General features: G+C 68.3%; 14 protein-coding genes and 1 tRNA gene. 10 read left to right on the forward strand and 5 right to left on the reverse strand.

The window, feature by feature from the left end; genetic code table 11:
* Positions 1-482: 482 nt before the first annotated feature.
* A complete protein-coding gene (locus B128_RS0103285; protein ID WP_245537214.1) occupies positions 483-1,274 on the forward strand; it encodes a Fic family protein in 792 nt (263 codons plus the stop codon).
* Here the strand turns inward: B128_RS0103285 and B128_RS0103290 are convergent.
* From B128_RS0103290 to B128_RS0103300, 3 genes are read right to left on the reverse strand one after another with little or no spacing between them, the layout of a single operon-like run.
* Entirely contained in the window at positions 1,256-2,398 is a 1,143-nt protein-coding gene (locus B128_RS0103290; protein WP_018110855.1) for an MFS transporter, read from the reverse strand. The genes B128_RS0103285 and B128_RS0103290 overlap by 19 nt on opposite strands.
* Position 2,399: 1 nt before the next feature.
* On the reverse strand, positions 2,400-3,212 hold the full coding sequence (locus B128_RS0103295; RefSeq protein ID WP_018110856.1) for an EamA family transporter: 813 nt from the start codon (positions 3,210-3,212) through the stop codon (positions 2,400-2,402).
* Complete coding sequence (locus B128_RS0103300; protein ID WP_018110857.1) at positions 3,209-4,096, reverse strand: DMT family transporter; 888 nt, start codon at positions 4,094-4,096, stop codon at positions 3,209-3,211. Before B128_RS0103300 ends, B128_RS0103295 begins: the two co-directional genes overlap by 4 nt.
* 105 nt (positions 4,097-4,201) lie before the next feature.
* Between B128_RS0103300 and B128_RS0103305 the strand changes: the two genes are divergently transcribed.
* From B128_RS0103305 to rplI, 8 genes are all read left to right on the forward strand, one after another.
* Positions 4,202-5,329, forward strand: coding sequence for an NAD(P) transhydrogenase subunit alpha (locus B128_RS0103305; RefSeq protein ID WP_018110858.1), 1,128 nt, complete (start codon positions 4,202-4,204; stop codon positions 5,327-5,329).
* Positions 5,329-5,631: a proton-translocating transhydrogenase family protein gene (locus B128_RS0103310; protein ID WP_008630585.1), complete on the forward strand. Its 303-nt coding sequence runs from the start codon at positions 5,329-5,331 to the stop codon at positions 5,629-5,631. The genes B128_RS0103305 and B128_RS0103310 overlap by 1 nt, the downstream gene beginning before the upstream one ends.
* Positions 5,631-6,983: an NAD(P)(+) transhydrogenase (Re/Si-specific) subunit beta gene (locus tag B128_RS0103315; protein WP_026174988.1), complete on the forward strand. Its 1,353-nt coding sequence runs from the start codon at positions 5,631-5,633 to the stop codon at positions 6,981-6,983. Before B128_RS0103310 ends, B128_RS0103315 begins: the two co-directional genes overlap by 1 nt.
* Positions 6,984-7,073: 90 nt before the next feature.
* Positions 7,074-7,149: transfer RNA gene (locus B128_RS0103320), tRNA-Asn, on the forward strand.
* 97 nt (positions 7,150-7,246) lie between these two features.
* Positions 7,247-7,552 (forward strand): 30S ribosomal protein S6, encoded by a 306-nt coding sequence (rpsF, locus tag B128_RS0103325; RefSeq protein ID WP_026174989.1) that lies wholly within the window; start codon positions 7,247-7,249, stop codon positions 7,550-7,552.
* A 9-nt stretch (positions 7,553-7,561) separates the two neighbouring features.
* Positions 7,562-8,383, forward strand: a complete 822-nt coding sequence (gene ssb, locus B128_RS0103330; RefSeq protein ID WP_026174990.1) for a single-stranded DNA-binding protein — start codon at positions 7,562-7,564, stop codon at positions 8,381-8,383.
* Entirely contained in the window at positions 8,380-8,646 is a 267-nt protein-coding gene (rpsR, locus tag B128_RS0103335; protein ID WP_018110861.1) for a 30S ribosomal protein S18, read from the forward strand. Before ssb ends, rpsR begins: the two co-directional genes overlap by 4 nt.
* Before the next feature lie 10 nt (positions 8,647-8,656).
* Positions 8,657-9,100 carry a 50S ribosomal protein L9 gene (gene rplI, locus B128_RS0103340; protein ID WP_018110862.1) on the forward strand — a complete coding sequence of 148 codons (444 nt, stop codon included), beginning with the start codon at positions 8,657-8,659 and terminating at the stop codon, positions 9,098-9,100.
* A 52-nt stretch (positions 9,101-9,152) separates the two neighbouring features.
* Here the strand turns inward: rplI and B128_RS0103345 are convergent, their stop codons facing one another.
* Positions 9,153-10,424 carry an alpha-hydroxy-acid oxidizing protein gene (locus B128_RS0103345; RefSeq protein WP_018110863.1) on the reverse strand — a complete coding sequence of 424 codons (1,272 nt, stop codon included), beginning with the start codon at positions 10,422-10,424 and terminating at the stop codon, positions 9,153-9,155.
* Positions 10,425-10,468: 44 nt separating this feature from the next.
* On the opposite strand from B128_RS0103345, the gene B128_RS0103350 reads away from it, so the two are divergent.
* Complete coding sequence (locus B128_RS0103350) at positions 10,469-11,293, forward strand: SDR family NAD(P)-dependent oxidoreductase (RefSeq protein ID WP_018110864.1); 825 nt, start codon at positions 10,469-10,471, stop codon at positions 11,291-11,293.
* Here B128_RS0103350 and B128_RS0103355 read toward each other — a convergent pair.
* Complete coding sequence (locus tag B128_RS0103355; protein WP_018110865.1) at positions 11,270-11,482, reverse strand: hypothetical protein; 213 nt, start codon at positions 11,480-11,482, stop codon at positions 11,270-11,272. The genes B128_RS0103350 and B128_RS0103355 overlap by 24 nt on opposite strands.
* Positions 11,483-11,496: the final 14 nt, after the last annotated feature.

Here is an 11,496-nt window from a genome sequence, read left to right on the forward strand (position 1 = left end):
AAGGTCCTGGGCCTGCCGGGTTTTCTCTCCCCTTCTGGCAAGCGGGCTTGGAGCCATGCCTGGAGCAGGGGGACCAGTTCCTCCAGGGACAGGGGNAGGATGGAAGGGGGCGTCTGGTGTTCTTCCACAGCTCACCAAGCGCCCCCTTTTCCTTTGGCTTGTCAAGGGGGTATGCATTGAATATCCGAAAGGGGGGACAAAAATGTTAGTTTTGCCCTGACCGCTCCTTTTGTTAACAAGGCATAAGAGCGATAAAATTGGGCATCATGTCTTCTGGGCCCGAAAGGCTATATAACAAACTGCGGCGCCTGGTGGAAGAGCGAAGAGAACTCCTCCAGCGTTTTGGTGGGATTAGCCTGGATCTAATCCAGGTGGCCAATGAAGAGTGGCAGGGGCGCAGAGGTTCGCTGGAGGTGTTGAACTATTTCCGCACGGCTCAGGTTGTGTATGAACAGGCCCTACACGATGCGCAAGAAGGTCCTTTGCGTCTTGATGTGGCCTGGATCAACAACATCCATGGCCAGCTTTTCCGGGGAACCACCTTGGATCGCCAGCGCGGTAAGCCGGCGGACGGCATCTCCCGGGTGATCCAGGGCGCCAAGATAAAGCCCCCCCTGGAGGCCTCGGAGTACCTAAGGGCATTTGTTGAAGTGGTTCGCCAAATCTGGGGACGGGAGGTTTTGGAGGTCTTGGCCAAGGCCCACGTGCTCTTCGATGCCATCCACCCTTATCTGGACGGCAACGGAAGGGTGGGTCGTCTTCTCCTAAACTATCTGGCCATCTACCAAGGCCTTCCTCCTCTCGTGGTCAAGGGACTGGGGGAAGCTGACCGCCAAAGGTACTACCAGGCCTTGGAGGCGGCAGATCGGGGATTCCATGGAGGGTTCCCCCCTCCTGAACCCAAGGCCCTGATTCAGGCCTTGGATGTGGGGGAGTGGCGTCTTCTGGCGCTTCTCCTTGGCGAGTCCCTTCTGCCTCGCTTGGACCAGGTCTTGGGGCTAGCCCTCATGCGCTTTGAGGACCTCATGCCGATGGAGGATGTGGCCCAGGTCATGGGAGTGGGGCGTGAGCAGGTCTATGTTTGGGCGGGCCGGCATAGGCTGGTCGTTTATCGCCCTGGCGGTAAGGGACGCCTCTATTCCCACCCTTGGCTCTTCCTGGGCACGCGAAAGCGCCCTTCCCCCCTCCCGGCAGAACTACCCCCAGAGCGTCCTGGCTGGCAGGACCGCCTCCGGGAGATGCAGCGCCTCCTCTTTCACCCCGAGGCCCTCTGAGGGCGGAGCAGGGGTAGGTAGAGGAGAAGGGCCAGGAGGTGCAGGCCCAGAAGCCCGGCAAAGGCCACCCCATACCCCAGGGCGCCCACCACCACCCCCACCCCCCACTGCAGGAGGAAGGTGCCCCCAATGGCGAAGAGGTTCACCAGGGTGGTCCCCCGGGCCACCAGGTGGCTTGGCACCAGTTCCCGGGCCTGGGTGAGGGTCAGGATGTTGAAGGCGCCGAAAAAGCCCAGGATGGGGTAGGCGGGCCAGAGGTGCCCCAGGAGGAGAAGCCCAAGCCCCAGGGCGAAGAGGAGGGCCGCCCCCAAAAGCACCCGCGCCGTTCCCAGGCGGTCGGCCAGGAACCCCGAGACCAAAAAGCCCACCACGGCGCTCCCTGAGTAGAGGAAGAGGAGGTTGCCCACCGCCACCGCCTCCAGGCCCAGGTGGTAGGCGTAGGCCCCGGCCCATAGGGTCTGCAGGGCCAAAAACCCCCCGCCAAAGGCCAGCCCCAAAAAGGCCACCCGGAGGAGGGCGCCGCTCAGGATGGCCCCAAGCCCCCCCTTCTCCTCGGCCTTGGGCCAGGGGACCCCCCGGGGGGTGTTCCGGGCCCAGAGGGCGATGGCCAGGGCCACCAGGACCACCACCCCCGACCCCAGGAGGAAGACCCCCCGCCACCCCAGGGCCTCCTTGAGGAGGGCCAGGGGGGTGGCCGCCAGCAGGCCCCCCGTGGCCCCCAGGCCCACCAGCAGGGTGGAGACCGTGGCGTAGTTCCGGGGGAACCAGAGGCTGAAGGCCTTCATGGAGCCCATGAGGGCGGCGGCCATCCCCACCCCGATCAGGGCCCGGCCCAGGGCTAAGACGGGAAAGCTCTGCGCCAGGCCGAAGACCAGGCTCCCCAGGGCCGCCACCAGAAGGAGGGCCGGGGTGATGCGCCGGGGGCCGTACCGGTCCAGGAGGCTTCCCAGGGGGAGCTGCACCGAGGCGAAGGCCAGGTAGAAGAGGCTGGTCATGAAGCCCAGCTCCGCCGGGCCCAGCCCCAGGTCCCGGGAGAGGTCCTTGGCGAGCACCGCGTTGGCCGAACGGTAGAAGTAGGAGAGGAAGTAGCCCAGCGTGAAGAGAAAAAAGATCCTTGCCGCCATATCACCTCCGGTTCAGCGCCACCCCCACGAGGATGAGGAGGCCGCCCAGAAGGGCCTCGAGGCTTAGGGGTTGCCCCGCCAGGGGCCAGGCAAAGAGGGCCCCGGCCACGGGCTCCAGCATGGCCACCAGGGTGGCGGTGCGGGCCGGGAGGGTGCGCACCCCCAGGAGGAAAAGCCCGAAGGGCACCACCGTGCCCAGGGTCACCAGGTAGAGGATGCCCCCCCACGCCTCCGGGCCTAGGGCCAGGACCCTGGGCAGGTTGGCCAGGAGGAAGGGGAGGGAAAGGAGGCTTCCCACCCCCGTGGCCACCCCCAGGCTTACCAGGGGCGGGGTCTTAAGCCCGTGGGAGAAGGCGGCATAGAGGGCGAAGGAAAGGGCGGAGAGGAGGCCGTAGGCCACCCCCACGGGGCTAGCCGTGAGGCCTTTGGGCCCCACCACCAGCACGTAGGCCCCCAGGAGGGCCAGCGCCACCCCTCCCAGGGCCCTTCCCGGAAGCCTTTCCCCCCGGAAAAGGGCGTAGAGGGTGAGGAGGGCAGGGGCCAGGTACTGCAGGAAGATGCCCGTGGCCACGGTGGTGGCGTGGATGGCCAGGTAGTAGAAGGCCTGGGCCCCGGAGAGGGCCAGGCCCACCCGCAAAAGCCGTGGCCGCTCCCCGGCCCCTGGGGGCAGGCGCAGGACCAGGGGCAGGAGGAGGAGGAAGCTCAGGGCGAAGCGCAGGGGGATGAGCACCTCCGGCGGGACCTCCCCCATGAACCGCCCCGCCAGGGCCCCCCCCAGGCCCCAAAGCAGGGCGGCCAGGACTACCGGGATCACCGCCTACCTCCCAAGACCGCCAGGGCCACCCCCAGGAGGAGGACCAAGGCCCCCAGGAGGACCTGGGTCCCCGGCAGTTCCCCGAAGAGGAGGAAGGCCAGGAGGCTCGCCCCCACCGGCTCAAAGAGGATGGCCAGGGTGACCAGGACCGGGGGGATGTGCCGGGTGGCCCAGTTGAAGCTGGTGTGGCCCACCAGCTGGGGCAATAGGGCCATGAGGAGGAGATAGCCGTAGACCTCGAGGCCATACCCCCCATACCCCCCTCCGAAGAGGTAGGGAAGGGGCAGGAGCACCAAAGCGGCGGCGGTGTAGGCCACCCGCACGTACTCCAGGATGGAAAGCCCTCGCCTTTGGGCCTCCCTTCCCAGGAGGAAGTACAAGGAGGCGGCCACCGCCCCCAGGACCGCCAGCAGGTCCCCCAGGAGGGGGTTGGTGCCTCCTCCCCCGGCGGCGTCCCCCAGGCCGATGAGAAGCCCTCCCAGGAGGGCCACCCCCACCCCCAGGAGGGTGAGGCTCGAGGGCCTCTCCCGGAAGAAGAGCCAGCCCAGGAAGGTTACCCATACGGGGTTGGTGGTGACCAGGGCGGTGCTGGCGGCCACCGAGGTGTAGGAGAGGGAGGTGATCCAGAAGGCGAAGTGCAGGGCCAGGAAGACCCCGGCCGCCACGGCCCAGGGGACCCCGGCCCGGTTCCCCAGGGGGATACGCCAGCCGGGGGCCAGGAGGAGGGCGGCCAGCCCCATGCGCCCCGCGCTCATCACCAGGCTGAAGGCCAGGCTCCTGTCCCCCGAGGCGGCCAGGGCCAGGCGCACCAGGATGCTGCCGAAGCTGATGGCCAGGATGCCCAGGAGGAGGACGGCGGCGATCTTCAACCCCGAGGGCCGCATGGCGGCATTCTTTCATAAGCGTCCTCTCCTGACCAGTGGGTCAGCCCCCGCCGCGGGGGCAAATGCCCATACCCACGCTGGTATACTGGCCCGGAAGGAGGTCCTATGGTGACCGTAGCGGTTCCCAAAGAGAGGGCCCCGGGCGAGCGAAGGGTGGCCCTGGTGCCCGAGGTGGTGGCCCGCCTGGTGAAAGGAGGGGCGCGGGTCCGGGTGGAGCGGGGTGCCGGCGAGGGCGCCTACTACCCGGACGCCGCCTACCAGGAGGCGGGGGCCGAGGTGGTGGAGCGAGGGGAGCTCCTGAAGGGGGCCAACCTCCTCTTCACCGTCCAGCCCCCTCCTGAGGACCTGATCACCGCCCTGGAGCCGGGGGCCATCGCCGTGGGCTTTGTCCAGGCCCACAAGAACCCCGAGCTGGTGAAGGCCCTGGCGGCGAAGAAGGCTACGGTGATCGCCATGGAGCTCATCCCCCGCATCACCCGGGCCCAGAGCATGGACGCCCTTTCCAGCCAGGCCACGGTGGCGGGGTATCTGGCGGCCCTGCACGCCGCCAGGCTTTCCCCCCGCTTCTTCCCCATGCTGACCACCGCGGCGGGCACCATCCGGCCCGCCAAGGTCATGGTCATGGGGGTGGGGGTGGCGGGGCTCATGGCCATCGCCACCGCCAAGCGCCTGGGGGCCCAGGTCTTCGCCTACGATGTGCGCAAGGCCGCGGTGGAGCAGGCGGTCTCCCTGGGGGCCAAGCCCATTGAGCTCCCCATCAGCGCGGAAGGGGAGGGGGGCTACGCCCGCGAGCTCACCGAGGAGGAAAAGCGCATCCAGCACGAGGCCTTGCGGGACCACGTGGCGGGGATGGACGTCCTCATCACCACCGCCCAGGTGCCGGGCCGCCGGGCCCCCATCCTCCTCACCGAGGACATGGTGGAGCGCCTTAAGCCGGGGACCGTGGTGGTGGACCTGGCCGCGGAGAGCGGGGGGAACTGCGTCCTCACCCGGCCGGGGGAGGTGGTGGAGGTGCGGGGGGTGCGCATCTTCGGCCCCCTGAACCTCCCCAGCGAGCTTTCCGTGCACGCTTCGGAGATGTACGCCAAGAACCTCCTCAACCTTTCCAGCCTTCTCATTGAGAAGGGCGAGTTCGCCCCCAAGTGGGAGGACGAGATCATCCAAGGGGCCCTCCTCATGCGGGAGGGGGAGATCCTGCACGGGCCCACCAAGGCCCTTCTGGGAGGTGCGTGATGGAGTTCGGTTTCTGGTCTGCCCTCTACATCTTCGTGCTCACCGCCTTCTTGGGCTACGAGCTCATCACCCGGGTGCCGGTAATCCTCCACACCCCCCTGATGTCGGGCTCCAACTTCATCCACGGGGTGGTGGTGGTGGGGGCCATGGTGGTCCTGGGCCATGCGGAGACCGGCCTGGAGAAGCTCATCGGCTTCCTGGGGGTCATCCTGGGGGCGGCCAACGCCGCCGGGGGGTATGCGGTCACCGTGCGCATGCTGGAGATGTTTGAGAAAAAGCCGGGCAAGGGGGGTGGTCAGTGATGGACCTCATCCAGGCGGCCTACTTCGTGGTGGCCATCCTCTTCATCGTGGGCCTGAAGCGCATGGCCCACCCCACCACGGCCAAAAGCGGCATCGTCTGGGCGGGGTGGGGCATGGTCCTGGCGGTGGCGGCCACCTTCTTCTGGCCTGAGCTCCACAACTTTGGCCTCATGCTCCTGGCCCTCCTGGTGGGCTCGGTGGTGGCCTGGTGGGCGGCGGTCAAGGTGGCCATGACCGATATGCCCCAGATGGTGGCCATCTACAACGGCATGGGGGGCGGCGCCGCGGCCACCATCGCCGCAGTGGAGCTCCTGAAGGGGGCCTTTGAAAACCCCGGCCTCATGGCCCTGGCCATCCTGGGGGGGCTCATCGGCAGCGTGGCCTTCACGGGAAGCCTCATCGCCTTTGCCAAGCTCCAGGGCATCATGAAAAGCCGGCCCATCCTCTTCCCCGGGCAGAAGCCGGTGAACGCCCTGGTGCTTCTCGTTACCGTCCTCCTGGGCCTTTCCCTCCTCTTCAACGACCCCACGGTGAGCATCGTGCTCTTCTTCCTCCTGGCCCTGCTTTTTGGCGTCCTCATGACCCTGCCCATCGGCGGGGGGGACATGCCCGTGGCCATCTCCTTCTACAACGCCTTCACCGGGATGGCCGTGGGCTTTGAGGGGTTTGCCGTGGGCAACCCCGCCCTCATGGTGGCCGGCACCCTGGTGGGGGCGGCGGGCACCCTCCTCACCGTGCTCATGGCCAAGGCCATGAACCGCTCCGTCTGGAGCGTGCTCATGGGGGGCTTTGGCGTGGAGCAGGAGGCCGGGGAGGTCAAGGGGAGCCTCAAGCCCATTGACGTGGAGGACGCCGCGGTCATGCTGGCCTACGCGGGCAAGGTGGTCTTCGTGCCCGGCTACGGCATGGCCCTCTCCCAGGCCCAGCACAAGGTGAAGGAGCTGGCCGACCTCCTGGAGAACCGGGGGGTGGAGGTGAAGTTCGCCATCCACCCCGTGGCCGGGCGGATGCCGGGGCACATGAATGTCCTCCTGGCCGAGGCGGGGGTGGACTACGACAAGCTCAAGGACCTGGAGGAGATCAACCCCGAGTTCCCCACGGTGGACGTGGCGGTGGTCATCGGGGCCAACGACGTGGTGAACCCCGCCGCCCGCCGCCCGGGTAGCCCCCTTTACGGGATGCCCATCCTGGACGTGGACAAGGCCAAGAACGTGATCGTCATCAAGCGCGGCCAGGGCAAAGGCTTTGCCGGGGTGGAGAACGAGCTCTTCTACGCGGACAACACCCGCATGCTCTACGGGGACGCCCAGGGGGTGCTCACCCACCTGACCCAGGCCTTGAAGAAGCTTTAGCCGGGTTAGCGCCTGGGGCCTGGGGCACCCCAGGCCCCAGCCTTCTTGACGCTCCTTGGCCCCCCCTGCTATAGTGCCAAGTGCGGTCGGTCCGCGGTAGCTCAGCTGGTAGAGCGGCCGGCTGTTAACCGGTTGGTCGCAGGTTCGAGTCCTGCCCGCGGAGCCAGATGGGGGCCTTAGGGCCCCCTGGGTCTTTTAATTGGGGGGAGAAGGGGGTATAATCTTCCTTCGTGCGGCCTGCCGGGCCCGGAAGGGAGGTGGAGATGCGCAAGTACGAGGTGAACATCATCCTGAGCCCTAACCTGGACCAGACCCAGCTCGCCTTGGAGAAGGAGATCATCGGCAAGGCCCTCGAGGCCTTCGGCGCCCAGGTGGAGAAGGTGGAGGAGTGGGGGATGCGCCGCCTGGCCTACCCCATCGCCAAGGACACCCAGGGCTTCTTCCTCTTCTACCGGGTGGAGATGCCCGAGGACCGGGTGAACGACCTGGCCCGGGAGCTCCGCATCCGGGACAACGTGCGCCGGGTCATGGTGGTCAAGGTTCAGGAGCCCTTCCTCGCCAAGGCGTAAGCTATTCCTATGGCTCGAGGCCTGAACCGCGTATTCCTCATCGGCACCCTCACCGCTAGCCCCGAACTGCGCTACACGCCGGGGGGCTTGGCCACCTTGGAGCTCAGCCTGGCCGGCCAGGACCTCCTGGTGGACGGGGCAGGGGGCGAGCGGGAGGTCTCCTGGTACCACCGGGTGCGCCTTCTGGGCCGCCAGGCGGAGATGTGGGCGGAGGCTCTAGGGAAGGGCCAGCTCGTCTTCGTGGAGGGCCGGCTGGAGTACCGCCAGTGGGAGCGGGAGGGGGAGAAGCGGAGCGAGCTCCGGATCCGGGGCGACTTCATTGACCCCCTGGATGGACGGGGGCGGGAGACCCTGGAGGACAACAGGGGCCAGCCCAGGCTCCGCCACGCCCTCAACCAGGTGATCCTCATGGGCAACCTCACCCGCGACCCCGACCTCCGCTACACCCCCCAGGGGACGGCGGTGGCCCGGCTGGGCCTGGCGGTGAACGAGCGCCTCAGGGGCGCCGGGGGGGCGGAGGAGGAGAAGACCCACTTCGTGGAGGTTCAGGCCTGGCGGGACCTGGCCGAGTGGGCCGGGGAGCTAAGGAAGGGCGAGGGGCTTTTGGTGATCGGCCGTTTGGTGAACGACTCCTGGATGAGCTCCAGCGGGGAGCGGCGCTTCCAGACGCGTGTGGAAGCCCTCCGCCTGGAGCGGCCCACCCGTGGGCCTGCGCAAGCCGGCGGAAGCAGGCCCCAGGATGCGCCCAGGGCGCATGCCGTCCAGACGGGTGGGGTGGACATTGAAGAGGGACTGGAAGACTTCCCGCCGGAGGAGGATTTGCCGTTTTGAACACGAAGAACGCTAAACCCAAGAAGGAGGCGCAGAGGCGCCCCTCCCGGAAGGCCAAGGTCAAGGCCAGCCTGGGGGAGTTTGACCTGAAGGACTACCGCAACGTGGAGGTCCTGAAGCGGTTCCTGTCGGAGACGGGGAAGATCCTGCCCCGCCGCCGCACGGGGCTCACCGCCAAGGAGCAGAGGATCCTGGCCCGCACCATCAAGCGGGCCCGGGTGCTGGGCCTTCTGCCCTTCACGGAGAAGCTGGTGCGCAAGTAGGGGGTGAAACGTGAAGGTCATCCTGCTGGAACCCCTGGAGAACCTGGGCGACGTGGGCCAGGTGGTGAAGGTCAAGCCCGGCTACGCCCGCAACTACCTCCTGCCCCGGGGCCTGGCCGTGCTGGCCACGGAGAGCAACCTGAAGGCCTTGGAGGCCAAGATCCGCGCCCAGGCTAAGCGCCTGGCGGAGCGCAAGGCTGAAGCGGAGCGGCTCAAGGAGATCCTGGAAAACCTCACCCTCACCATCCCGGTGCGGGCGGGGGAGAACAAGATCTACGGCTCCGTGACCGCCAAGGACATCGCCGAGGCCCTCTCGCGCCAGCACGGCATCACCATCGACCCCAAGCGGCTGGCCCTGGAAAAGCCCATCAAGGAGCTGGGGGAGTACGTCCTCACCTACAAGCCCCACCCCGAGGTGCCCATCGGGCTCAAGGTGAGCGTGGTGGCCCAGTAGGCACCCATGCCGGCAGGCCGCAAGGGCGGGATTTTCCCGCCCTTCGGTTTTTCTAGGGCTGGCCTGGGGGGAAGAGGAGCTGGGGGCCTACCTCCTCCAGCCTGGCCACCCCCGAGAGGGCCAGGGTGAGTTCCAGCTCCGCCAAAAAGTGGTCCAGCACCGCTCCCACGCCCTCCTCCCCCCTTAGGGCCAGCCCGTACACGTAGGGCCGCCCCAGGCCCACCCCCTTGGCCCCCAGGGCCAGGGCCTTGACCACATCGGCGCCGCTACGTACCCCGCTGTCCAGGAGGATGGGCACCCGGCCCGCCACGGCTTCCACCACTGGGGGCAGGGCCTCGAGGGCCGCTACCGCCCCGTCCACCTGCCGCCCCCCGTGGTTGGAGACATAGACCCCGTCCACCCCAAGCTCCACTGCCTTGGCCGCGTCCTCGGGGTGGAGGAGGCCTTTGAGGACGAGGGGAAGGGGGGTGGCCTCCCGCACCCGCCGCACCTCCTCCCAGGAGAGCTCGGGGAAGGAGTAGGTGGCCACGAAGCGCCGCACCGCCTTGAGGAGGCGCCCCAGGCCCCGTACCCCGAAGCGGGCCCCTACCCGGCGCAGGGTGAGGAGGTGGCGCAGGAGGGCCCAGGTGGGCTTGGCCTGGAAGGCAGGCCCTTCCAGGGGCTTCTCCAGGGCGGCCATGAAGGCGGGGTCGCTCAGGTACTGGGCTAGGCCCTGCCCTCGCAGGAAGGGGAGGTGGGCCAGGTCCAGGTCCCGGGGCCGCCAGCCCAGCTGCACCGTGTCCACGGTGAGCACTACCCCCGCACACCCCGCCCTTTCCGCCCGCCGGAGGAAGCTTTCCACCACCCGTCCGTCGCTGGAGTGGTAGAGCTGGAAGAAGACGGGGGCCTGGGGGTTCACCGCCTTGGCCGCCTCCACCACGGCCTCCAGGGGGTAGGAGCTCTGGTTGGAGACCATGAAGGGGAGGCCCCGCTTGGCCGCGGCCCGGACCGCCGCCAGCTCCGCCAGGGGGTGGGCCAGCTCCAGGACCCCGATGGGGGCCAGGAAGAGGGGGGCGGCCCAACGGTGGCCGAAGAGCCCCGTTTCCAGGGAGGGGGGCTTGGCCCCCCGGAGCATCCGGGGGTGAATGGCCAACCGCAAAAAGGCCTCCCGGTTCCGGGCCATGGTGGCCTCCACCCCGGCCCCCCCCGCCACGTAGGCGAAGGCCTCGGGGGACATCCGCCTCTTTGCCGCCCTCTCCAGGGCCTCTGGGTGGACGGGGACCGGGGGCTTTTGCCCGAGGAAGCCCTTTAGGTAGATCCCCTGCTGGATGCGTCTTCCTAGCATAGGTTTGGCCCAGATTATAACCCCTTGGGGTACACTGGGTCCAAATGGCGAAGCGCGTCCTCATCACTGGGGCGGGAAGCGGCATTGGCCTGGCCACCGCCCGGCTTCTGGCGAGAAGGGGCTACCGGGTCTACGGGGGCGTGCGCAAGGAGGCGGACGCCCAGGCCCTGGCCCAGGAGGGGATAACCCCCATCTTCCTGGACGTCACCCAGGAGGGGGACCTAAAGAGGGCCAGGGAGGCCCTGGGGGAGGGGCTTTACGGGGTGGTGGCCAACGCGGGGGTGGCCGTGGCGGGGCCTTTGGAGCTGGTGCCGCCTGCTGCCTTCCGCCAGGCCTTGGAGGTGAACGTCCTGGGGGCCTTCGCCACGGTGAAGGCCTTTTTGCCCCTCCTGCGCCAGGCTAGGGGGCGGGTGGTCCTCATGGGCTCGGTTTCCGGCCTGGTGGCCCTCCCCCTCATGGGGCCCTATGCCGCCAGCAAGTTCGCCCTCGAGGCCCTGGCGGATGCCCTCCGGGTGGAATTGGCCCCTTTCGGGGTCCGGGTGGTCCTGGTGGAGCCGGGTTCCGTGGCCACCCCCATCTGGGAGCGCTCCCTTAGGGCGGCGGAGGCCTACCTGGAGCCCCCACCCCCCGGCACCGAGGGGGTCTACGGCCGCTACCTGGACCTGGCCCGGCGCATGGCCAGAAGGAGCGCCCAAAGGGGGCTTTTCCCGGAGCGGGTGGCCGAGGCGGTGCTCCGCGCCCTGGAAAGCCCCAACCCCAAGGCCCGCTACCTGGTGGCCCACCCCGCCCGGGTTCGGGAGACCCTGCTCTTGCGCCTCCTCCCTACCCCCTGGCGGGACCGGCTCCTAGGCCGTTTCCTGGGGGTCTAGGGCTTCCTCCAGGACCGCCAGAAGGAGGAGGTGTCCCTCCCGGCGTTCCAGGCGGGCCTCGAGGGCCCGCACCGGCAGGTGGCGGCGGAATACGGCCAGGACCTCGTCCATGAGGGCCTCGGCCGTCCTGGGGTCCAGGGCTTTGGGGTCCAGTTCCAGAAGCCTCTCCACGCGTTTCTCCAGGCCCATGCCCCCATCCTGCC

It is taken from the genome of Thermus igniterrae ATCC 700962 (genome assembly GCF_000376265.1).
GTDB classification, from domain to species: domain Bacteria; phylum Deinococcota; class Deinococci; order Deinococcales; family Thermaceae; genus Thermus; species Thermus igniterrae.

Excerpts from the sequence above, each read along its gene's own strand:
- B128_RS0103290 (WP_018110855.1), bottom strand. The coding sequence starts at position 2,398 with ATGGCGGCAAGGATCTTTTTTCTCTTCACGCTGGGCTACTTCCTCTCC.
- B128_RS0103300 (WP_018110857.1), bottom strand. The coding sequence starts at position 4,096 with ATGCGGCCCTCGGGGTTGAAGATCGCCGCCGTCCTCCTCCTGGGCATC.
- B128_RS0103305 (WP_018110858.1), top strand. The coding sequence starts at position 4,202 with ATGGTGACCGTAGCGGTTCCCAAAGAGAGGGCCCCGGGCGAGCGAAGG.
- B128_RS0103310 (WP_008630585.1), top strand. The coding sequence starts at position 5,329 with ATGGAGTTCGGTTTCTGGTCTGCCCTCTACATCTTCGTGCTCACCGCC.
- B128_RS0103315 (WP_026174988.1), top strand. The coding sequence starts at position 5,631 with ATGGACCTCATCCAGGCGGCCTACTTCGTGGTGGCCATCCTCTTCATC.
- rpsF (WP_026174989.1), top strand. The coding sequence starts at position 7,247 with ATGCGCAAGTACGAGGTGAACATCATCCTGAGCCCTAACCTGGACCAG.
- ssb (WP_026174990.1), top strand. The coding sequence starts at position 7,562 with ATGGCTCGAGGCCTGAACCGCGTATTCCTCATCGGCACCCTCACCGCT.
- B128_RS0103345 (WP_018110863.1), bottom strand. The coding sequence starts at position 10,424 with ATGCTAGGAAGACGCATCCAGCAGGGGATCTACCTAAAGGGCTTCCTC.
- B128_RS0103350 (WP_018110864.1), top strand. The coding sequence starts at position 10,469 with ATGGCGAAGCGCGTCCTCATCACTGGGGCGGGAAGCGGCATTGGCCTG.
- B128_RS0103355 (WP_018110865.1), bottom strand. The coding sequence starts at position 11,482 with ATGGGCCTGGAGAAACGCGTGGAGAGGCTTCTGGAACTGGACCCCAAA.